Raw genomic sequence first — 22,047 nt, forward strand, 5'->3', positions numbered from 1 at the left:
CGAACCCGGAAGCTAAGCCTCTCAGCGCCGATGGTACTGCAGGGGGGACCCTGTGGGAGAGTAGGACACCGCCGGACTTCCTTTAAGTCGAAATGGCCACCCAAAGCTGGGTGGCCATTTCGCATTTGCGGGCCCGATTGCGAAATCGACGGCTCGACGGCTTCAGCGCCGGTGCACGCTTCTTCACGGGAGTGCGCACCGGCGCTTCGTCGTATCCGGGGTACTCGAGTGGCGCAGCCCACGCGACTACGCTGACGGCACCGGAGAAGGGACGCGCCATGCGCTACTCACACCTGGGGGCTGAGCCCCGCATCCATCCCGATGCCGTCATCGCTCCCACCGCGGTGATCAGTGGCGACGTGACGATCGCCGCGGGATGCCAGGTGCTGCACGGGGCGGTGATCACCGCCGAGGGCAGCCGCGTCGTGCTGGGTGAGAACACGATCGTCATGGAGAACGCGCTGGTTCGTGCCAGCTCCACGCACGCCGTGCACGTCGGAGCGCACACCCTCATCGGACCGATGGCGAGCGTCGCCGGTGCCGACATCGGGGAGGAGGTGTTCCTCGCCACCGGCACGCGAGTGTTCAACGGCGCGGAGATCGGCGACCGCAGTGAAGTGCGCATCAACGCCGTCGTCCACGTGCGCACCGTCCTGCCCGCCGACACCATCGTGCCGATCTCATGGGTGGCCGTTGGTGATCCGGTGCAGATCTTGCCTCCTGCCAAGCACGAGCAGATCTGGGCCGCGCAGAAGGAACTCGACTTCCCGGGCTATGTCTTCGGTCTCGACCGTGAGACGCCCGACCTGATGGTGCAGCTGACGCAGCGTTATGGGCGCAGTCTCGCGCGTCACTCCGCCGACCGTCGCCTCGACGGCTGATCGCGGAAACGACGATGCGCCGGCACCCGCGAGGGCGCCGGCGCATCGAGGACGGTTTTCAGCCGGTGTTCTGCAGACCCGCCGCCACGCCGCTGACCGACAGCAGCAGAAGGCGCTGGTGCTCGGCATCCGGAGTCGGATCGTCGGCGTTCGTGTCGCGCAGCGCGCGCAGGGCACGCAGCTGCAGGAGCGAGAGGGCGTCGACGTACGGGCTGCGCATCTTGACCGCTCGCTGGAGGACCGGCTTGTTGCCGAGCAGCTCGCCTCCCGTGATGCGCTCGACCCATGAGCGGGTGAGCAGCATCTCGTCCATCACGAGCTGGGCCAGATCGTCGCGGTCGCCGAGGGCGAGGTAGCGACGGGCGATGCGCTCGTCGGCCTTCGCGAGGCTCATCGCGACGTTGTCGATCATCGTGCGGAACAGCGGCCACTGCTCGTACGCGTCGCGCAGACGGTTCTCGTCGCCCACGGCGTCGAGGGCCGTGCCGAGTCCGAACCAGCCGGCGAGGTTGATACGGGCCTGCGTCCACGAGAACACCCACGGAATGGCGCGCAGGTCTTCGAGCGACTCGACGGAGAGACCACGGCGGGCGGGACGCGAGCCGAGGGCGAGGTGCCCGATCTCCTCCATGGGAGTGACCGTCGCGAACCAGGGCGCGAAGCCCGGCGCCTTGACCAGCGCGAAGAACCGTTCGCGTGAGGCGACATCCATCGTCGCGGCGACATCGGCGAAGGCCTCTGCCGCCCCGCGGTTGCGGCGTTCGATCGAGGGGGAGGAGGCGGTGAGCACCGCGGCCGCGACCTGATCGATGTGGCGCATCGCGATGTCGGGGTCGCCGTAACGCGCGAAGATGACCTCGCCCTGCTCGGTGAGCTTGAACCGGCCGTCGACCGAGTGCGGCGGCTGCGCGAGGATTGCGGAGTTGGCGGGTCCGCCACCGCGGCCGAGGGCACCGCCGCGGCCGTGGAAGAGCGTCAGTTCGATGCCCTCGGCCTGCGCCCACGTCGAGATCTTCGCCTGCGCCTCGTACAGCGCGAGGTTGGCCGCGACGGGGCCGACGTCCTTCGAGGAGTCGGAGTAGCCGAGCATGACCTCGAGGCGGCGTCCGGTCGCCGCGAGGCGATCGGCGAACGAAGGGTGCGAGACGATCTCGGCCAGGATGCCGGGGGCCGCCTGCAGGTCGGCGAAGGTCTCGAACAGCGGGATGACGTCGAGAATCGGGAGGTCTTCACCCGGACCCATGGCGTACGAGGCGAGCTCGTGCACGTTGGCGAGGTCTTCGGCCGACTGCGTGAACGACACGATGTATCGGCCGGCGGCGCGGGGGCCGAAGCGCTCCTGCACGTAGGCGACGGAGCGGAAGACTTCGAGCACCTCTTCGGTCTGCTCGCTGCGGGCGCCGCCGGCGCGCAGCTCGTCGAGCACCTTGCGGTGCACCGCCGAGTGCTGGCGCACCTCGAGCTCGGTGAGGTGGAAGCCGTAGGTCTCCACCTGCCACACCAGACGCTGCAGCGCGCCGTAGGCCTGACGCGCGGCACCGGCCGCCACCAGCGAGTCCTGCACGATGCGCAGGTCGGTGAGCAGGTGCTCGGGGTCGCGGTACGCGAGGTCGGCGTTGCGCGTGCGGGTCGCGGCGATCTTGCGCGCGAGCAGCAGCAGGATGCGGCGGTGCGGCTCGGCGGGGGAGCGCTCGGCGATCTCGGCCGCGGCGTCTTCGTCGGCGGCGCGCAGACGGTGCCACAGCGCGAGCAGAGCGTCGCTGGGCGGAGTGGTCTCGGCATCCAGGGTCAATCCCCGACCCACGCGCTGCGTGGTGCGCTCGAGACCCAGGAGCACGTGCTCGCTCGCGATCGCCGCGGCCTTGCGCGTGACGGACGCGGTAACGAACGGGTTGCCGTCGCGGTCGCCGCCGACCCACGAGCCGACGCGGACGAACGGCTTGACGATCGGGGCGCGGGCCCCGGCGTTCTCGCCCTGCAGGATGTCGTCGATGCGGCGGTAGACCCGCGGGACGGCGGTGTAGAGCGTCTCGTCGAAGACGGCCATGACCGAGCGCACCTCGTCGACCGGCGACGGCTTCTCGCGCCGCAGCGGGGCCGTGCGCCAGAGGGTGTCGATCTCTTCGAGCATGCGGCGCTCGGCGCGGCGGCCCTCGGAGTCGTTGTCGCCCGCATCGTCGTGCTCGACGAGCAGCTCGGACAGGCGACGGATGCTCGTCGAGATCGCGCGCCGCCGCGCCTCGGTGGGGTGCGCGGTGAAGACGGGGTGGAAGCGCAGCGCCTGAAGACGGCTGAGGGCGGTCTCTTCGCCGACCTCGCTCGCGAGGCGCTCGTAGGCGGTCGCGATGGTGTCGGGGGTGCCTCCGCGTGCGGGACGATCGCCGCGCTCGCGCAGCACGCGCACGCGCTGGTGCTCCTCGACGAGGTTGACGAGGTGGAAGTACGCCGTGAACGCGCGGGCGACCTCGTCGGCGCGCTCGATCGAGAACCCGTCGGCGATGGCCGCCGCGCGTTCGAACGCCTCGGGCGTCTCGTCGGTGTAGGCCTGGATCGTCGCCGTCCGCAGGCGCTCGACGTCGTCGTACAGGCCGGGGGAGCCGCTCTCCTGAAGGACCCGGCCCAGGAGGGATCCGAGCAGGCGCACATCGGCACGCATCTGTTCGGGGAGCTCCTGGCCGGCTTCGAAGCGGCCCACGAGGTCGATGGCCTCGGTCGGGGTCAGTTCACGCACACGCCCCAGATTATCGGCGTCCTGTTGCCGACAGATCACACGTGACGACGTGCAACGGTCGCCGGGGCCGAACTCCGGATTTTCTCCGGGGATGAGCGGGGGAATCCCCAGGGTTTCGCGGTGGCGGGGGCGCGGCATCCGGAAAGATCCGGAGTTCGGCACGTACCGCCGCCCGGGGCGGCTCAGCCGGGGGATACTCGCAGTCAGCGGAGCCGCCGGGCCCGCGGAGGGAGAGACCGTGAGCGACGACGCCCTGCGGGAAGCCGCCGAGACCATGCGTGCGGTGCGCGAGCGCTGCGTGTGGACGCAGCGGATCGACCACCGCGACCTCGTGCCCTACCTCGTCGAGGAGAGCGCGGAGGTCATCGACGCCGTCGAGGCGGGCACGCGCGCCGATCTGCGCGAGGAGCTCGGCGACCTGCTGTGGCAGGTGCTGTTCCACGCGGAGATCGCCGCAGGAGACCCCGACGACCCGTTCGACATCGACGACGTCGCACGGGGGCTGACCGAGAAGATGGTGCGCCGGCACCCGCACGTGTTCGCGGATGCCGTGGCCACCACGCCCGAAGAGGTCCTCGTGCACTGGAATGCGGCCAAGGCGGCCGAGAAGCGCGAGCGCACGAGTGTGCTCGACGGGGTGAGCGACCATATGCCCTCGCTCGCCCTCGCGCAGAAGGTGATGGGCAAGGCGGTGCAGGTCGGCGTCTGCGCCCCGACGCATCATCTGGCCGATCCCGAGACCGAGGCGGAGCTCGGCGACGCGCTTCTCACGCTCGTGCACCTCGCCCGGGCTCGGGGGTGGGATGCCGAACGCGCCCTGCGCGAGCGCGTGCGTGATCTGCGTGCCGAGGTCAGGGCGGCGGAGGCCGGTACGAGCTGACACGTTCGGCTCGCGTCCGTGCGGCGGGCGACGCGCCGGGAGACGGAGCCCCTGATCCGCTCTGGAAGAATGGCACCGTGGCATCCGTGAACCCGCCGCGCGGCATGCGCGACTTTCTCCCCGCTGACAAGGCCCGTCGCGAGCGCGTGCTCGCCGTCATCCGCGAGCGCTACCGTGCGCACGGCTTCGATGAGATCGAGACCCCGGTCGTGGAGGACTACGACCGCCTGCACGCCGGTCTCGGCGGCGACAACGAGAAGCTGTCGTTCAGCATCCTCAAGCGGGGGATGGATGCCGACGGCATCCGGGCCGCGGCCGACGACCCTGCCGCGCTGGCCGACCTGGGCCTGCGCTACGACCTGACCGTGCCGCTGGCCCGGTTCTACGCCACGCACCGGGCGTCGCTGCCGACGGTGTTCCGCTCCATCCAGATCGCCCCGGTCTGGCGTGCCGAGCGCCCGCAGAAGGGTCGCTACCGCCAGTTCATGCAGTGCGACATCGACATCATCGGCGACGCATCGGCGCGTGCCGAGGCCGAGCTCATGGTGGCGAGCCTCGACGTGCTCGATGCGCTCGGGCTCGAGGGCGGCACGATCCGGGTCAACGACCGGCGCGCCCTCGATGCGATGCTCGACGTCTTCGGCTTCGCCCCCGAGGAGCGCCCGGGCGTGCTCATCACGATCGACAAGCTCGACAAGGTCGGCCCCTCGGGGGTCGTGGAAGAGCTGCGCGGCCGGGGAGTGGCCGCCGCAGCGGCGGATGCCTTCGCCGCGTACCTCGAGCGCCCCGCGGTCGAGTCGTCGTTCGATGAGGCCGGTATCCGCGCGGCGCTACCCGACGGCATCCCGGACGAGGTCGTCGCGCACCTCGTCGACCTCGGAGACACGGTCGCCGCCGCCCGCGGGGGAGCGGTACCGCTGGTCTTCGACCCGTTCCTGGTGCGCGGCATGGGGTACTACACGGGCACGATCTTCGAGCTGGCCCACCCGAGCGTCGATTACTCGCTCGGCGGCGGAGGGCGTTACGACGGCATGATCGGCCGCTTCCTCGGGCAGCAGGTTCCGGCCGTCGGCTTCTCGATCGGCTTCGAGCGCATCGTCGACCTGCTGCCGGCCACCGACGCCGACGGCGAGCGGTCGGTCGTTCTCGTCCACGATCGCGACGTGCCGTTCGCCCAGTTGCTGTCCATCAAGACGGCGCTGGTTGAGCAGGGCGCGCGCGTGCGCGTGGAGCAGCGCGCGAAGAACATGAAGGCGCTGCTCGAGCGCTCCGCCGCCGACGGCTACACCTCGTTCGCGACGGTGACCACCGGCAGCAGCGTCGACGACCTGGAGCTCAAGCCGCTGGGCTGAGGCGGCCCCGGACCCTTCGACAAGCTCAGGGACCTCCCGACCGAGGTGGCTGAGCTTGTCGAAGCCACCGGGCCGCGCGTGGGTCCCGGCCCCTTCGACAAGCTCAGGGACCTGGCTTCGACAGGCTCAGGGACCCCGAACCGAGATGGCGGAAGGTGCCTCAGGCGACGGCGCTGATCAGCGCCTCGTCGGGGCGCTCGGCCGCCAGGCGTTCGAGACGGTCGGCGGTGGCCGCATCGCGCGGCGAGAACCACACCACCCGGGAACCGAGAGCGTCGTCGAGCCAGAGACTCGACATCTCGAGGTTGAGCTCTCCGACCCGGGCGTGGACCAAGTGCTTCGTCGCGGCGCGCTCGCCCCCGACATCGCCCAGACGCCAGAGCTCGGCGAATCGCGGGGACCGCTCCTCGAGCTCGGCGATGAACCGTTGCCACGCGGGCTCGTCGTGGTGACGGCCGAAGGCGGCGCGGAGACGGGCGGCGATGCGGCGCTGCGCGTGGTCGAGGTCGACGTGTGCACGCTGCCACTCGGTGTCGGTGAACAGCAGCACGGCGCAGTTGCGACCCTCGGCGGGCAGCTGGTCGAGGTCGCCGAAGAGGTGGCGGTACGACCGGTTGTAGGCGCGGATGTCGAAGCGCGCGGTCTGCACCGCGGCGGGGTAGGGCAGCAGCTTCTCGAGCAGGTCGAGGTGCGCGGCGCCGACGCAGGGGCGGCTGTCGCGGTCGGGCACGGGAAGGTCGGCGAGGGCGAACAGGTGGTCGCGCTCGTCGTCGCTGAGGCGCAGGGCGCGGGCGATCGCCGACACGACCTGGGCGGATGCCGCGATGGGCCGGCCCTGCTCGAGCCAGGTGTACCAAGTCAGTCCGACCCCGGCGAGCTGGGCGACCTCCTCACGGCGGAGTCCGGCGACCCGCCGGCGCACGCCCTCGGGGAGCCCCACGTCGGAGGGACTCAAGCGCGCGCGGCGACTGCGCAGGAAGGCCGCGAAGGCGGCGCGGGTCTCGTCCGAGCGGGGCATGAACTCTCCTGTCCTCCGGCGAGCCTAGAGCCGTACGCTGTGCGGGCTCGCATGGTGGGGAGTGCTGTCAGTACCAGGATGAGCAGACTCCTGGTACCAGGATGGCATCCGGTTCATCCTGGCACCATGACCAGTACCGCGCACCCTGCAACCGGGTCGGCCCCGACGCCTTTGCGTCCCGGAGCGTTCGATGTGCCGACGTGGCGCTATGTGGGGTTCCTCCTCGGACCCTTCGCCGGCACGTTCGCCTTCAACGCGGTCACGGTCACCCTGCCGGCACTGCGCGACCGCTTCGGCGCGGGCGACGTGTCGCTCGAGCTGGTCGTGGCGGGATACGGCATCCCGTTCGCGGTGTTCCTGATCCTGGGCGGCCGACTCGGCGACCGCTTCGGTCGTCACCGCCTGTTCGTCATCGGTATGGGACTCTTCCTCGCCTCGGCCATCGCGTGCGCGGTCGCCCCCTCGATCGAGACGCTCATCGCGGCTCGTGTGGCTCAGGGACTCGGGGCGGCGCTGTGCACGCCGCAGGTGCTCGCGACGATCCAGGCGACCTCGCAGGGCCCCGCACGCACGAGGGCGATCGCCGCCTTCGGCGCCAGCGGCGGCATCGGCGCGGCCGTCGGTCAGGTCGCCGGCGGTGCTCTCGCGGCGACCTCGTTCGGCCCGGTCGAGGGCTGGCGCGCGGTGTTCGTCGTCGTGGCGCTCATCGCCGTCGCGGCGATCGTCTGCGCTCCGCTGGCACCGCGCTCCCGCGCCCACGAGGCGGTCGCGATCGACCTCGTGGGATCGGCGGTGCTCGCTGTCGGCATCCTCGCGGCATCCGTCGCCCTCACCTTCGGCCCGGTGTGGGGCTGGTCATGGCCGGTGTGGGCGGTGCTCGCGCTCGCCGCCGTGGCCCTGGTGGCGATGTGGCGTCACCAGAACGCGATCGAGCGATCGGGACGCGTGCCCCTTCTTCCGCCGAGCGTGCTGCGCCTGCGCCCCCTGCAGCTCGGTCTGGTGGCCGCGGCGCTGTTCTTCGCGGGATACTCGGCGCTGCTGTACGTCTTCCCCCGCGCCGTCGAGGGCGGGGGACTGACCTCTCTGCAGGCCGGAATGGCGTTGCTGCCGTTCGCCGTCGTCTTCGCGGGGATGTCGCTCGCGGTCGCCCGCATCCAGAGCAGGCTCGGCGACGCGACGCTCGTGCTGGGGGTGAGCCTGCAGATCGTCGCCCTCGTGGCGATGACGGCGACCCTCGCGTTGGCCTGGGGGAGCGACATCGGCCTGTGGCTGCAGCCGGCCCTCGTGCTGCTCGGCGCGGGGCAGGCGCTGATCTTCTCGCCGCTGACCCAGCTGGTCGTGCGGGAGGTGCCGGTCGAGGCGGCGGGCCTCTCGGGCGGGATGTTCAGCACCGCCCAGCAGCTCGCGCTGTCGTTCGGGGTGATCGTGATCGGCAGCGTCGTCACTGTGACCGGGGTGACCGGCCGCGACGAGCTGGTCGCCGGCCTCGTGCTCGACATCGGACTCGCCGCCGCGGTGCTCGTGCTCGCGACGGTGCTGCGGGCCCGGGGCCGGCGCGGGGTCTGATCGCGCGGGACCGGGAGCTCCCGGCATCCGCCTCCGGAAGAGATGCACCGGATGCCGGGAGCCGGTCGTCCGCCGGGCGTCACGCCGCGTCCACCCCGCGTTCACCGGCGAGGGGTGTCATCGACGCATGTCCTCTCGTCGGCCCCTCGCCGTGACGGCCGCCTCCGCGGTCGCGATTCTCGGGGCGGGGGCGGTCGGAGCCCGCACCCTCATCGTGCGTCAGGCGGCGATCGCCCGGCGCCGCATCGGCAAGCCGCTCGGCGAACAGGCGTTGGACGCCGATCGTGTGTGGCGCCGAAAGAAGCATCCCGGCAGCCCGGTGGATCTGTTGCTGCTCGGCGATTCGATCGCAGCGGGTCTGGGCGCGACGCACCGACGCGACACGCTCGGCGCGCGCCTGGCGAAAGGCGTCGCGCGCTCGGCCGGACGCCCCGTGCGGCTGAGAACCGCCGCCGTGGTCGGATCGGAGACGTCGGCCCTCGCCGGGCAGGTCGCCTCTCTCCCCGCGGGGTATCGACCGGATGCCGCGGTGATCGTCGTGGGCGGAAACGACGTCACGCACCGCATCCCGGCGTCGCGCGCGGCGCAGCAGCTGGAGCAGGTCGTGCGCGACCTGCGCGGACGCGGCGTGCCGGTGGTCGTCGGCACGTGCCCCGACCTCGGGACCCTCCGTGCGATCCCGCAGCCGCTGCGCGCCCTCGCCGCCCGCTCGTCGCGACAGCTCGCGTCCGCGCAGGCCGCCGCCGTGCACCGGGCCGGGGGTCGCGTCGTGGCTCTCGCGCGCGCCGTGGGGCCGGTGTTCGCCGAGCGGCCCGACGAGATGTTCAGCGAGGACCGGTTCCACCCCAGCGCACTCGGCTACCGCCGTACGGCGGAGGCCCTGCTGCCCGCCGTGCTCGCGGCGCTCGAGCCTGCATCCGGAGTGCGCGCTGGCGACGTGCGCGAGCGCGCGGGCGTGCCGAACTCCTGAATTCCCGGTCGGGCGGGCGCGCGCCGCCGCGGATTTCCGGGATCGAGGTGCGCGACGCGTCGACTTCTCCGGAGTTCGGCACGCCCCGATCCCCGGCGGACGCATAGCTCGCCGATCTACGTTTCCCTCACGCCTCCCATCGATGTCTTCCTCAGCACCTGGCGCGCCGACCCGCTCACGCTCGGCGTGCTCTTCGTGGCATCCGTCGCGTACCTGCTCGGCGTCCGGCGGGTGCGCCGTCGCGGTGAGCCGTGGCCGGTGCTCCGCACGATCGGGTTCTTCGCTCTCGGACTGCTGCCGTACGCGGTGATCGAGCTCGGCTTCCTCGGGGCGTACTCGGCGGAGCTGCGGTGGGCTTTCTCGACACGCGTCGCCCTGCTGATCTTCGCCGTGCCGGCGGGGATCGCGGCCGGGCGCCCGCTGGACCTCGTGCCGTCCGGCATCCGGGAGCGGTTCCTCGCGTCGAGGGTCACACGCATCTTCGGAAATGCGATGGTGGCCACGGTCGTCATCGCCGCGGTCTTCTGCCTCTTCCTCACCCCGATCGCCGGCATCCTGCGCGTGAATCCGGTGGTCGAGGCCTCGCTCGGGATCGTCGTGCCCCTCGTGGGGCTCGCGATGGTGCTTCCGATGATGGCGTTGGGCGCCGTGCACACCGGCGCCTTCATCGCGATCGAGTTCCTGCTCGTGTTCGTCGAACTGCTGATCGACTCCGTGCCCGGGCTGCTGCTGCGGCTCAACGACGGCGTGCTGGATCTGATCCCGGATGCCGCGCAGACGGCGCCCTGGTGGCCCTCGCTGCTGCACGACCAGCACCTCGCCGGCGACATGATCTGGTTCATCGCGGAGTTCGCCGACGTGCCGATCCTCGTCATCCTCATGATCCGCTGGATGCGCTCGGACCGCGTCGAGGCCAAGGGCTTCGACGACCTCTCCGATGAGGAGTACGACGAGATGACCCGCGCTCACCTGCGCGGAGAGCGTTGACCGGCCGCCCGCACGCCGACAGGCTGGGGGAGTGCGCACCCACGACGACGTCGACGCCTTCCTGACCGAGACCCTCGTCGGGCCCGACCCCGCGGGGGAGGCCGCGCTCGCCGCCCAGCACGACGCCGGACTGCCCGCGATCGAGGTGGCGCCGGTGAACGCGAAGTTCCTGCACCTGCTCACGCGCATCGCCGGGGCGCGCCGCGTGCTCGAGATCGGCACCCTTGGAGGGTACTCAACGATCTGGTTCGCCCGGGCGGTCGGCTCCGACGGGCAGATCGTGACGATCGAGGCAGAACCGGCCAATGCGGAGATCGCCCGCGCGAATCTAGCGAATGCGGGCGTCGCGGACCGCGTCGACGTGCGCATCGGTCGCGGAGCGGATGTGCTGCCGACCCTCGTCGACGAGGAGCCGTTCGACCTCGTGTTCATTGACGCCGACAAGGAATCGAACGAGACCTACCTCGACTGGGCCGCGCGCCTCGGCCGACCCGGCACGGTCGTCGTGCTCGATAACGTCGTGCGCGGGGGAGAGGTCGCTGACGCCGACACGCCCGACAGCAAGGTGCAGGGCGCTCGCCGCGGCATCCTGATGCTCGGCTCCGACCCCCGCTTCGACGCCACGGCGCTGCAGACCCTCGACCGCAAGGGCTGGGACGGGGTGGCCGTGGCGATCGTGGTGGATCCGTTGGCGGGCCTTGGAGGCTGAACAGGTCCCTGAGCCTGTCGAAGGGACCGGGACCCGCGCGCACCGGTGGCATCGACAGGCTCAGCCACCTCGCACCCGACCCGGCCCCACGGCCGCCGAGCGAGATCACTAGACTCGACCACGGACCGACGACGCTCCGCCCCCTCTCCACCCAAGAACCAACGAGGAGTCCTTCGTGGCACTTATCGAGGCTGTCAACGCGCGCGAGATCCTGGATTCGCGCGGTAACCCGACCGTCGAGGTGGAGGTGCTCCTCGACGACGGAATCGTCCAGCGGGCCGCCGTCCCCTCCGGCGCGTCCACCGGCGCGTTCGAGGCCTACGAGCTGCGCGACGGCGACAAGAGCCGCTACAGCGGCAAGGGCGTGCTGAAGGCCGTCGCCGCGGTCGTCGACGAGCTCGGCCCCGCCATCGAGGGCGTCGAGGCCAGCGAGCAGCGCATCATCGACGAGATCCTCATCGAGACCGACGGCACCGAGAACAAGTCGCGCACGGGCGCCAACGCCATCCTCGGCGTCTCGCTCGCCGTGGCCAAGGCCGCCGCCGACAGCGCCGACCTGCCCCTGTTCCGCTACCTCGGCGGACCCAACGCGCACCTGCTGCCCGTTCCGCTGTTCAACGTCATCAACGGTGGCGAGCACGCCGACAACGGCATCGACTTCCAGGAGTTCTTCCTCGCCCCCATCGGCGCCGAGACCTATGGCGAGTCGCTGCGCTGGGGCACCGAGGTCTACCACGTCCTCAAGGGCGAGCTGAAGTCGGCCGGCTACAACACGGGCCTCGGCGACGAGGGCGGCTTCGCCCCCGACCTGCCCAGCAACCGCGAGGGCCTCGACTTCCTCATCCGCGCGATCGAGAAGGCGGGCTTCACCCCCGGCAAGGACATCGCGGTCGGCCTCGACGTCGCCGCCACCGAGTTCTACAAGGACGGCGTGTACACGGTCGAGGGCAAGGAGTGGAGCGTCGACACGCTTGTCGACTACTTCGCCGACCTCGTCGCGAACTTCCCGATCGTCACGATCGAGGACGCCCTCGCCGAAGACGACTGGGACGGCTGGAAGAAGCTGACGGATGCCATCGGCACCAAGGTGCAGCTCGTCGGCGACGACCTGTTCGTCACCAACCCCAAGCGCCTGCAGCAGGGCATCGACCTCGGCGTCGCCAACTCCCTGCTGGTCAAGGTCAACCAGATCGGCACGCTCTCCGAGACGCTCGACGCGATCTCGCTGGCCACCCGCTCGGGCTACACCTCGATGCTCTCCCACCGCTCGGGTGAGACCGAGGACACCACGATCGCCGACCTCGCCGTCGCCGTGAACGCGGGCCAGATCAAGACCGGTGCCCCCGCGCGCAGCGAGCGCGTCGCGAAGTACAACCAGCTGCTCCGCATCGAAGAGGACCTCGGCGGCGCCGCGGTCTTCGCGGGCCGCTCGGCGTTCCCCCGGTTCAAGGGCTGATCGACCGACCATTGAGGAGGGGGAGCCGAGAGGTTCCCCCTCCTTCGTCGTTTCCGGCTGAACGGATGCCGAGACGCGGCGCGTCCGCGAGCCGCCGAGGCCCCGCGACGTAGACTCGCTCGGGTTCCGATGACGTGCGCGCCGGGACGAGGAAGGGAGCATGACGTGGATCGACCGACATTGCCTCCCCGCCGCCCCGCGGCATCCGACGCCCCGAAGGCGAAGAAGACCGCTGCGTCGCGCGCAGGATCGTCCGCCCGTTCGTCCGCCTCGCGTCCCGCCTCATCGCGACCGACCTCGTCGCGTCCCTCGGCTGCGCAGGCGACCGGTCGTCGTGTCGACGTGCGCGAGTGGCTGGGCAAGGTGCGCGTCTCGGGCTTCGTCGTCATCATGCTCGGCCTGGTGGTGCTCGGCACGTTCGTGCTGGTTCCGACCGTCGGCACCTACATGGACCAGCGTCAACAGATCCAGGCCCTGCGCAGCGCTGTCGAACTCAGCCAGTCGGAGGTCGCCGACTTGCAGACCCAACGCGACCGGTGGTCGGACCCCGCCTACATCCGCACCCAGGCGCGGGAGCGGCTCGGCTACACGTTCCCCGGTGAGGTGGTCTACCTCATCGACAACGACCTCCCCGCCTCGGCGACGCCGCAGGAGCAGGACGACGTGAGCCAGGACGTCGGCCAGACGCACACCGACTGGATGGCGCAGATGGTCCGCTCGGTGGCCGCCTCGGGCGCGGCCCAGGTCGCGGTGCCCACGACCCCGACGATCGGCGTGCCCGACCCCGCGCCCACCGACGCCCCGCCCGCGGGCTGAGCGGCTTTGTCCGCCACGCCGGGCGGATTGCGGGGGCTCGGGCGTTCGGCGGAGTGTCGGAGACCCCGGGTACCCTGAGAGCGATGAGTACCGCAACGCTTCCCCCCGCTTCCGACGCCGACCTCGCCGTGCTGCAGGCGCAGCTGGGGCGCGTCCCGCGCGGAGTGGTGGGCATCGCCGCGCGGTGCGTGTGCGGCAACCCGACGGTGGTCGCGACCTCGCCGCGGCTCGACGACGGCAGCCCCTTCCCCACGTTCTACTACCTGACGCACCCGGCCGCGACGGCCGCGATGTCGGTGCTCGAAGCGGGCCACGTCATGAAGGAGTTCTCCGACGAGCTCGCCGAAGACGAAGAGCTGCAGGCGGCCTACGTCCGCGCGCACGAGGCGTACCTGCTCGATCGCGCCGCCTACGGAGAGCCCGAAGAGATCGCGGGCATCTCCGCGGGCGGAATGCCCACCCGCGTGAAGTGCCTGCACGCCCTCGCCGGGCACGCGCTCGCGGCCGGTCCGGGGGTCAACCCGATCGGCGACCGCGCGCTCGCCCGCGGTACCTGGTCGCCCGAGCGCTGCGCCTGCGAGAGCCCCGGGGCGGGCGGATGAAGCGGGTCGCCGCAGCCCTGGCATCCGTCATCCTCGTGGCGGTGCTGACGGGCGCGACGGCGACGCCCGCACCGGCCAACCCGGTGCCCGAAGACCCGACCGACTCGGTGCGCGCCTCGGAGTACTGGCTCGACCAGTACGGCGTGCGCGAGGCGTGGAAGACCACGCGCGGCGCGGGCCAGAAGATCGCCATCATCGACACCGGAATCGGTCGAGGACCCGCCGAGTTCAGCGGGGCCGTCGTCGGCGGCACCGATGTGTCGGGGGTCGGCGCAGCCGACGGGCGTACCCCGGTCGGCGCGGTGGACTCCAACCACGGCAGTTGGGTCGCCTCGCTCGCCGCCTCGCGCGGCACCGGCAACGGCCGCGGAATGATCGGCGTCGCGCCGGAGGCCGAGCTGCTGTCGATCTCGGTCGGCTTCGGCAACTCGACCCCCAAGCCCTTCACCGAGCAGATCGCCGACGCCATGCGCTGGGCGGTCGACAACGGCGCGACGATCATCAACCTCTCGCTCACCACGAACACCCTCGATTGGGACACCAGCTGGGACACCGCGTTCGAGTACGCCTTCGACCACGACGTCGTCGTCGTGGTCGCCGCCGGCAACCGGGGGAGCGGGACGGACCGGGTCGGTGCGCCGGCCACGATCCCGGGCGTGCTCGCCGTGGGCGGCGTCGACCCCAACGGCGTCGCGAGCAACGACGCGTCGACCCAGGGCATCACGATCGGACTGTCGGCGCCCAGCGAGCGGCTTGTCGGGGTCTCGGCCGATGGAACGCTCGTCGGGTGGAACGGCACGAGCGGAGCGGCCCCGATCGTGGCCGGCATCGCCGCGCTCGTGCGGTCGGCGCATCCCGACCTCGACGCGAACAACGTGCTCGCCCGCCTGATCGAGACTGCCAAGCCCGCCAACGGCGCCTCGTCGGTGCCCGACAAGCTGTACGGGTACGGACTCGTGGATGCCGCCGCGGCGGTCTCGGCGCGCGTGCCGAGCGTCACCGAGAACCCCCTCGGCAGCCTCAAGGAGTGGATCCGCCTGTACCGTCGGGCCGACACCGAGCCCGCACCCGAGCCGACGTCGTCACCCGTCGTCATCCCGCCCCTGCCCCCGGTCGAGGCGGCGCCCGCCGCCGGTTCGCCTCTGCTGCCCTCGCGCGATAGCGTGCTCTACGGATCGTTGCCGCTCGCGGGTGCCACCGTCGCGGCTATAATGATTGCGCTCGGCGTCACTGCTGCTGCCCGGCGAATTCGACAGGCGCGCATCTCCCGCGAGCCGAGCCGCACCACAAACGAGGAGTCCCTCCCATCGTGACAACTACCGTGCCCAGAATCCTCATCGTCGGTGGGGGCTACGCAGGTTTCTACACCGCCTGGAAGCTCGAGAAGCTCCTCGGCCGCGGCGAGGCCGAGGTCACCCTCGTCGACCCGCTGCCGTACATGACATACCAGCCGTTCCTCCCCGAGGTCGCAGCCGGCGAGATCGAGCCGCGCCACGTCGTCGTGGGTCTGCGCCGCCACCTCAAGCGCACCACGGTCATCGCGGGCAAGGTCACCGGCATCGAGCACGCCTCGAAGACCGCGACCATCACCCCGATCGAGGGCGACGAGACCTTCACGCAGAGCTACGACCAGATCGTCGTGACCGCCGGCGCCGTCTCGCGCACGTTCCCCATCCCGGGCATCGCCGACAACGCGATCGGCCTCAAGACGATCGAAGAGGCCGTGGCCATCCGCGACCGCCTCACCTCGAACTTCGATAAGGCGTCGGTGCTGCCCGCCGGCCCCGAGCGCGACCGCCTGCTGACCGTCGTCGTCGTCGGCGGTGGCTTCGCCGGCATCGAGGTCTTCGCCGAGCTGCGCGCGTACGCCTCGTCGCTGCTGAAGTTCTACCCGACGCTGGCGTTCGAAGACACGCACTTCCACCTCATCGAGGCCATGGGCCGCATCATGCCCGAGGTGTCGCAGAAGACGAGCGAGTGGGTGCTCGCCGACCTCGCGAAGAAGGGTGCGTTCGTGCACCTCGACACGCAGGTCAAGGGCGCCGTCGACGGCGTCATCGAGCTGTCGACCGGTGAGCAGCTGCCCACCGACCTGATCATCTGGACCGCGGGCGTCATGGCTAACCCCACCGTCGTGCGCGGCAGCGACCTGCCCGTCGAGGAGCGCGGTCGCATCCGCACCCGCCCCGACCTGCGCGTCGGCACCGAAGACGAGATCGTCGAGGGCGCCTGGGCCGCCGGTGACGTCTCGGCCGTCCCCGACCTCTCGGGTGGTGGCGTCGGCGGCTTCTGCGTCCCCAACGCCCAGCACGCGGTGCGTCAGGGCAAGCTCATGGCGAAGAACATCGTGGCGGTACTGCGCGGCGAGCAGCCCAAGGAGTACAACCACAAGAACCTCGGCGCCGTCGCGGGCCTGGGCCTCTACAACGGTGCATTCCAGTCGGGCAACATCGCCCTCACTGGTCTGATCGCCTGGTTCGCCCACCGCGGTTACCACGGTCTGGCCATGCCCACGTGGGAGCGCAAATTCCGCGTGATCGGCGACTGGATGCAGAACTTCTTCCACGGCCGCGAGGTCGTCAACCTCGAGGCCGTGCAGAAGCCGCGTGCCGCGTTCGAGGAGTTCGCCGCGCGCCCGCGTCCGGCCGCTCCCGCCGCCGACGCTCCCGCGCCGGCCGCAGCCCCGGCCGACAAGAAGGCCGAGCCCGTCGCCGCGAAGTAACCTCTCGCACGCTCGAGACCCCCGTACCCCTGTGGGCGCGGGGGTCTCGTCGTTTCCGGATGCCGCGGGGCGACGTGGCCGCGCCGCCGTGCTATTCGCCGGTACGCGGCGCCGGGTCGCGGCATCCGGGATCTCCCAGCCGGGGCAGCTGTGACGGTGTTGCCCGGTTGGGGCGGCGCGGCGTCTCGTCGTGGCCCCGGGGCCAGCTTTGACGCCCCGGGGCCACTTTCAGCGCCCCATCGCGAGCGAAGGGCCCCGCGCGCCGGGGCGCGGCATCCGGGGTCCGCGTGTCGGGGTGGTTTGGCCGGGCATGCCTGGTCGGGCGGCGCGGCGTCTCGTCGTGGCCCCGGGGCCAGCTTTGACGCCCCGGGGCCACTTTCAGCGCCCCATCGCGAGTGAAGGGCCCCGCGCGCCGGGACGCGGCATCCGGGGTCCGCGTGTCGGGGTAGTGGGGCCGGGCATGCTTGGTCGGGCGGCGCGGCGTCTCGTCGTGGCCCCGGGGCCAGCTTCGACGCCCCGGGGCCACTTTCAGCGCCCCATCGCGAGTGAAGGGCCCCGCGCGGCGGGGCGCGGCCGCCCCGCGATACGGTGGAGCACGGGCCCCCGTAGCCCAATGGCAGAGGCAGGCGACTTAAAATCGCTTCAGTGTGGGTTCGAGTCCCACCGGGGGTACGCGAACGGTACAACGCTCTCCGCATCGCCTGGGAGTCCTCACCCGGCTCCGTAACCTCCCTCACCCCGCGGTTACACTGGAGGGCAATCTCTCGAACGGAGTGTGGGGACTTATGTGGGAGTGGCTCGTACCGGTCATCGTGATCGTCGGCATTCTGGTGATCGCCGGCATCTACCTGTGGGCCACCTACAACGCCCTCGTCGCGCTCAACGTGCGCGTGGACGAAGCGTGGAGTGACATCACCGTCCAGCTGAAACGGCGCGCCGATCTTCTGCCCAACCTCATCGAGACGGTGAAGGGCTACGCCGCCCACGAGAAGGCCGTCTTCGAGAACGTCACCCGGGCGCGCGCCGAGACGCTCTCCGCGCAGAGCCCCGCCGAGGCGGGAGTCGCCGAGGGCCACATGCAGCAGGCGCTGAAGTCGCTGTTCGCGGTCGCCGAGGCGTACCCCCAGCTGCAGGCCAGCCAGAACTTCCTCCAGCTGCAGCACTCGATCGTCGACACCGAAGACAAGATCCAGGCGTCGCGCCGGTTCTACAACGGCGGTGTCCGCGAGCTGAACACCAAGATCAAGGTGTTCCCCAACAACCTCTTCGCGCGCCAGCTCGGGTTCCACGAGCGCGAGTTCTTCGAGGTGGTCGACGGCGCCGCCATCTCGGAACCGCCACGCGTGCAGTTCTGACCCCACGCGCTCCCTCCGCTCCGGCAGAGGGGGCGCGTTTCAGTTGGCGCGCCCGTCGGGGTGGTCGTGCCGGTCGGCGCGCAACGCTCCGGCGATCTGGTCGGCCGCGTCGCCCCAGCGCGACACGGTGACGCGTTCGAGGCCCTGCCAGCGGGCGGCCGTGCGCAGCTCGGCGGCCACGCGCTCCGCGGCCTCGGGGGGTGCTCCGGGCTCCCACCAGGCCGACTGGACGCGCAACGCGCTCTCGGCGCGATCGGCCTTCAGATCGATGCGGCCCACGACGCCGTCACCGACGAGCACGGGCAGCGAGTAGTAGCCGAACCGGCGCTGGGGAGCGGGCGTGTAGATCTCGATGCGGTAGTCGAAGTCGAACAGCCTCTCGGCGCGATCCCGGAACCACACCACCGGGTCGAAGGGGGTGAGGATCGCCGCCGCATCGATGCGTCGCGGGCGGGCGGCATGGCGGTGCAGCCAGGCCTTCGCCGGGCGCCCGGCGATGCGCCACCCGTCGACCTCGACAGGCAGGAGCTCGCCGCTGTCGACGAGATCGCGGATGCCCGCGAGCACGGCGGGACGGTCTCGGATGCGCCAGTAGTCGGCCAGGTCGGACGCCGTGGCCACGCCGTACGCCACGGCGGCGCGTCGGACGAGCTCGCGGATGGCCTCGGCGCGGGGGACCGCCGTGTCGAGGACGGAGGCGGGGAGGACGTCGGATGCCAGGGCGTAGCGCCGCTCGAAGCCGCGACGCCCCGCGATGGCGACCTCGCCGAACAGCCACAGGCGTTCCAGACCGTTCTTGACGTCGTCCCAGCCCCACCAGGAGCCCCGCGATCTGCTGCGCGCGTCGTGGTCGATCTCGGCCGGTCGCAGGGGCCCGCGATCGGCCAGCTCGTCACGCAGCCACTGCAGCAGGGGCTGGTTGGCCTCGGCCCAGGCGTCGTGCCCGTACTTGGCCCGAAGGTCGTCGCGCCGGAACTGCAGCAGCGGCCAGTCGTCGACCGACACCAGCGAGGCGACGTGCGCCCATGACTCCACCCACGACGGACGACGGGCGAAGGCGAGCTTGTCGAGCAGCGCGGTGTCGTACGCCCCGAGGCGTGCGAACAACGGCATGTAGTGCGAGCGGGAGAAGACGTTGACCGAGTCGATCTGCACGATGCGCATGCGATGCAGGGCGCCGGTGATCTGGCGCGTGCCGACGGCGTCGGGCCGGGGGCGGGCGAAGCCCTGAGCGGCCAGGGCGATGCGGCGCGCATCGGCGCGGCGGAGCGTCGTGGTCATGTCTGTCACCGTATCGGCGACCTCCGACATGCCCGGCGATCCACGTCGGAGGGCGGCGGTAGGCTGACGGGATGAGCGGCACCGATCCCGAACCTCGCGGATCGTTCCTCGACGCCCTCAAGCGGCGCACCGTCTCGAGCGACCTGCAACCTCCGGTGCCGCCCGCGCTGCGCCAAGCGACCGCCTACGCGTGGCGTCTGCTCATCATCGCCGCTGCTCTCGCCGTCGTGGTGTTCGTGGTCATCCAGCTGAAGCTGCTGGTCGTGCCGCTTCTCATCGCGGTGCTCATCACCGCGCTGGTGTGGCCGGCCTTCTCGTTCCTCCTGCGCCATCGGTGGCCGAAGTGGCTGGCCATCGTCGTCACGGTTCTGGGCACGATCGCCGTCATCTCGGGGCTGGTGTGGTTGGCCGTCTGGCAGATCACGCGCGAGTTCGGCTCGGTCCGCCAGCGCACGGTCGACGCCGTCACGCAGTTCCGCCAGTACCTCATCGACGGCCCGCTGCACTTGAGCGCCCAGCAGATCGACGACGGCCTGCGGCAGGCGGGGACCTTCCTGCAGCAGCAGGCGGAAGTGCTCTGGACCGGCGCGCTGGCCATCGGCACGACGATCGGCCACGTCGGCACGGGCGTGCTGCTGACGCTGTTCATCCTGCTCTGCCTTCTCGCCGACGGCGGCGGCATCTGGCGCTGGACGACCCGGTTGTTCCCCCGCGTCGCTCGTCCCGCCGTCGACGGCGCCGGTCGCGCGGGGTGGCGCACCGTGAAGAGCTACGCCCGCACGCAGCTCCTCGTCGCCACGATCGACGCGGTCGGCATCGGCCTCGGTGCCTTCTTGCTCGGCGTGCCGCTGTCGATCCCCATCGCCGTGCTGGTGTTCCTCGGCGCGTTCATTCCGTTCGTGGGAGCCGTCGCCACCGGAGCCCTCGCCGTCTTCATCGCCCTGGTCTACAACGGCCCGCTGATCGCCCTGTTCATGCTCATCGTCGTGCTGGCCGTGCAGCAGATCGAGAGCCACATTCTGCAGCCGATCCTCATGGGCTCCGCCGTGAAGGTGCACCCCCTCGCGGTCGTGCTCGTCGTCGCCGGTGGGGCGATGGTCGGCGGGATCGCCGGCGCCCTCTTCGCGGTGCCCCTGGCGGCGTTCGTCAACGTCGTGGCCGTGTACCTCAGCACCAAGGCCTGGCAGCGCACCGGCGACCCCCTCGCTTCCCCGGATCTCATCTGGCGGACCGTCCCGCGCGAGCGCGGAAGGAGATCATGAACGACACTCCCACTCTGGCCGAGTTCGAAGATGCCGCGCAGAACCTGCGCGGCATCATCACGCGCACGCCTCTCGACGAGTCCCTGCACCTGACCGAGCTCCTCGGCGTGCCGGTAAACCTCAAGCTCGAGAACCTGCAGCGCACGGGGTCGTTCAAGATCCGCGGGGCGAGCTACCGCCTCTCGCGGCTGTCCGCCGAGGAGCGCGCGCGAGGCGTGGTCGCGGCATCCGCCGGCAATCACGCGCAGGGGGTCGCCCTGGCCGCGCAGCAGCTGGGCATTTCGGCGACGATCTTCATGCCGCTGGGCGTTCCCGTGCCCAAGCTGCTCGCGACGCGGGGATACGGCGCCGAGGTCATCCTCGAAGGCGCGACCGTCGAGACGCCCCTGCGCCTCGCGGCGGAGTTCGCCGAGCGCACGGGCGCCGTGCTGATCCACCCCTTCGACCACCGCGACATCATCGTGGGTCAGGGAACGCTCGGACTCGAGCTCGTCGAAGACATGCCCGACCTCGAGACCGTGATCGTCGGGATCGGCGGAGGAGGCCTCGCCGCGGGCGTCGCCGCGGCCGTCAAAGCCCGCGCAGCCGCCGAGGGGCGGACGGTGCGCGTGATCGGCGTGCAGGCGCACAACTCCGCGGCCTACCCGTCATCGCTCGCCGCGGGGTATCCGATGCAGGTCGAGACGACGCCGACGATCGCCGACGGCATCGCCGTCGCCCGCCCGGGCGACCTGCCGTTCGAACTCATCCGCCAGTACGTCGACGATGTCGTCACCGTCACCGAGGACGACATCGCGCGAGCCCTGCTCGTTCTGCTCGAGCGCGCCAAGCAGGTCGTCGAACCCGCGGGAGCCGTCGGCGTCGCCGCGATCCTCGCGGGCAAGGTGAAGGCCAGTGGCCCCACGGTCACGATCCTCTCGGGCGGAAACATCGATCCGCTGCTGCTGCAGCGCGTCGTGGCGCACGGGCTCTCGGCATCCGGTCGTTACATGTCGCTGCGCATCCCGCTTCCCGACCGCCCCGGGCAGCTGGCCCGCGTGTCGGAGCTGCTCGCCGGAGTTGGCGCGAACGTCATCGAGGTGCTGCATACGCGCCACGGGCAGGGCCTGCAGATCAGCGAGGTCATCCTGCAGTTGAGCGTCGAGACGCGCGGAGAGGAGCACCGGGCGCTGGTGATCCAGACCCTCGAGGACGCGGGGTTCATCGCGACCGTCGTCCCGAACTGAGCGCCGTGCTTCGGACCGGTCGAGGCCGGTTCTGACGCGGGAGGATTCGCGGGCTGTGCGGGCGCGTGGCGGCGTGCGCCGGAGGGCGCGGTCGATGTCGCACGTCGCGCGGTTCGGGCCCCATTTCGCCGTTCGGGGCGAGAATGATCCGCCCCACGCCGTGGAACCGCCCCGGACCCGTGGAACCGCCCCGGACCCGTGGAACCGCCCCGGACCCGTGGAACCGCCCCGGA

Annotated in this window: 18 protein-coding genes, 1 tRNA gene and 1 rRNA gene; 17 read left to right on the forward strand and 3 right to left on the reverse strand. The window is 71.2% G+C overall.

The genetic code is table 11. From position 1 onward, the window contains the following. Both rrf and M3667_RS15575 read left to right on the forward strand, forming a co-directional pair. Nucleotides 1-77: ribosomal RNA gene (gene rrf, locus M3667_RS15570) — 5S ribosomal RNA — on the forward strand; the annotation flags it as partial. 201 nt (nt 78-278) lie between these two features. After that, on the forward strand, nt 279-881 hold the full coding sequence (locus tag M3667_RS15575; protein ID WP_251509399.1) for a gamma carbonic anhydrase family protein: 603 nt from the start codon (nt 279-281) through the stop codon (nt 879-881). A gap of 58 nt (nt 882-939) precedes the next feature. On the opposite strand, the gene M3667_RS15580 is transcribed toward M3667_RS15575, so the two are convergent. Further along, nucleotides 940-3,612: a phosphoenolpyruvate carboxylase gene (locus M3667_RS15580; protein WP_251509400.1), complete on the reverse strand. Its 2,673-nt coding sequence runs from the start codon at nt 3,610-3,612 to the stop codon at nt 940-942. A gap of 274 nt (nt 3,613-3,886) precedes the next feature. Here M3667_RS15580 and M3667_RS15585 point away from each other — a divergent pair, with 274 nt between their 5' ends. Further along, complete coding sequence (locus M3667_RS15585; protein ID WP_251509590.1) at nt 3,887-4,492, forward strand: MazG family protein; 606 nt, start codon at nt 3,887-3,889, stop codon at nt 4,490-4,492. Between the two features lie 104 nt (nt 4,493-4,596). After that, on the forward strand, nt 4,597-5,844 hold the full coding sequence (gene hisS / locus M3667_RS15590; RefSeq protein ID WP_251509591.1) for a histidine--tRNA ligase: 1,248 nt from the start codon (nt 4,597-4,599) through the stop codon (nt 5,842-5,844). A gap of 160 nt (nt 5,845-6,004) precedes the next feature. Here hisS and M3667_RS15595 read toward each other — a convergent pair whose 3' ends face one another. Continuing rightward, a complete protein-coding gene (locus M3667_RS15595; RefSeq protein ID WP_251509401.1) occupies nt 6,005-6,862 on the reverse strand; it encodes a helix-turn-helix transcriptional regulator in 858 nt (285 codons plus the stop codon). Nucleotides 6,863-6,988: 126 nt separating this feature from the next. Here M3667_RS15595 and M3667_RS15600 point away from each other — a divergent pair, with 126 nt between their 5' ends. The 11 genes from M3667_RS15600 to M3667_RS15650 all read left to right on the forward strand — a co-directional run bounded on the left by M3667_RS15600 (nt 6,989) and on the right by M3667_RS15650 (nt 18,045). Continuing rightward, entirely contained in the window at nt 6,989-8,428 is a 1,440-nt protein-coding gene (locus M3667_RS15600; RefSeq protein ID WP_251509402.1) for an MFS transporter, read from the forward strand. 127 nt (nt 8,429-8,555) lie between these two features. After that, a complete protein-coding gene (locus M3667_RS15605) occupies nt 8,556-9,398 on the forward strand; it encodes an SGNH/GDSL hydrolase family protein (RefSeq protein ID WP_251509403.1) in 843 nt (280 codons plus the stop codon). 195 nt (nt 9,399-9,593) lie between these two features. After that, nucleotides 9,594-10,385, forward strand: coding sequence for a cytochrome c oxidase assembly protein (locus M3667_RS15610; protein WP_251509404.1), 792 nt, complete (start codon nt 9,594-9,596; stop codon nt 10,383-10,385). A 31-nt stretch (nt 10,386-10,416) separates the two neighbouring features. Continuing rightward, nucleotides 10,417-11,094: an O-methyltransferase gene (locus M3667_RS15615; protein ID WP_251509405.1), complete on the forward strand. Its 678-nt coding sequence runs from the start codon at nt 10,417-10,419 to the stop codon at nt 11,092-11,094. A gap of 175 nt (nt 11,095-11,269) precedes the next feature. Next, nucleotides 11,270-12,550 carry a phosphopyruvate hydratase gene (eno, locus tag M3667_RS15620; protein ID WP_251509406.1) on the forward strand — a complete coding sequence of 427 codons (1,281 nt, stop codon included), beginning with the start codon at nt 11,270-11,272 and terminating at the stop codon, nt 12,548-12,550. A 165-nt stretch (nt 12,551-12,715) separates the two neighbouring features. Then, the gene (locus tag M3667_RS15625; protein ID WP_251509407.1) at nt 12,716-13,366 is read left to right on the forward strand and encodes a septum formation initiator family protein; all 651 of its coding nucleotides are present in this window, start codon (nt 12,716-12,718) and stop codon (nt 13,364-13,366) included. Between the two features lie 83 nt (nt 13,367-13,449). Continuing rightward, on the forward strand, nt 13,450-13,968 hold the full coding sequence (locus M3667_RS15630) for a DUF501 domain-containing protein (protein WP_251509408.1): 519 nt from the start codon (nt 13,450-13,452) through the stop codon (nt 13,966-13,968). Beyond that, entirely contained in the window at nt 13,965-15,281 is a 1,317-nt protein-coding gene (locus M3667_RS15635) for a S8 family serine peptidase (protein WP_251509410.1), read from the forward strand. The genes M3667_RS15630 and M3667_RS15635 overlap by 4 nt, the downstream gene beginning before the upstream one ends. Before the next feature lie 8 nt (nt 15,282-15,289). Further along, the gene (locus M3667_RS15640) at nt 15,290-16,690 is read left to right on the forward strand and encodes an FAD-dependent oxidoreductase (protein ID WP_251509411.1); all 1,401 of its coding nucleotides are present in this window, start codon (nt 15,290-15,292) and stop codon (nt 16,688-16,690) included. A gap of 599 nt (nt 16,691-17,289) precedes the next feature. Further along, nucleotides 17,290-17,362: transfer RNA gene (locus M3667_RS15645), tRNA-Leu, on the forward strand. A gap of 113 nt (nt 17,363-17,475) precedes the next feature. After that, nucleotides 17,476-18,045 (forward strand): LemA family protein, encoded by a 570-nt coding sequence (locus M3667_RS15650; RefSeq protein ID WP_144835306.1) that lies wholly within the window; start codon nt 17,476-17,478, stop codon nt 18,043-18,045. A 39-nt stretch (nt 18,046-18,084) separates the two neighbouring features. Here M3667_RS15650 and M3667_RS15655 read toward each other — a convergent pair whose 3' ends face one another. After that, nucleotides 18,085-19,326 (reverse strand): winged helix-turn-helix domain-containing protein, encoded by a 1,242-nt coding sequence (locus tag M3667_RS15655; protein WP_251509412.1) that lies wholly within the window; start codon nt 19,324-19,326, stop codon nt 18,085-18,087. A 71-nt stretch (nt 19,327-19,397) separates the two neighbouring features. On the opposite strand from M3667_RS15655, the gene M3667_RS15660 reads away from it, so the two are divergent. Further along, a complete protein-coding gene (locus M3667_RS15660; protein ID WP_251509413.1) occupies nt 19,398-20,588 on the forward strand; it encodes an AI-2E family transporter in 1,191 nt (396 codons plus the stop codon). After that, nucleotides 20,585-21,814: a threonine ammonia-lyase gene (ilvA, locus tag M3667_RS15665; RefSeq protein ID WP_251509414.1), complete on the forward strand. Its 1,230-nt coding sequence runs from the start codon at nt 20,585-20,587 to the stop codon at nt 21,812-21,814. Before M3667_RS15660 ends, ilvA begins: the two co-directional genes overlap by 4 nt. The last annotated feature ends 233 nt before the right edge of the window (nt 21,815-22,047 follow it).

It is taken from the genome of Microbacterium sp. P26 (genome assembly GCF_023712585.1).
Classification (GTDB): Bacteria; Actinomycetota; Actinomycetes; order Actinomycetales; family Microbacteriaceae; genus Microbacterium; species Microbacterium algihabitans_A.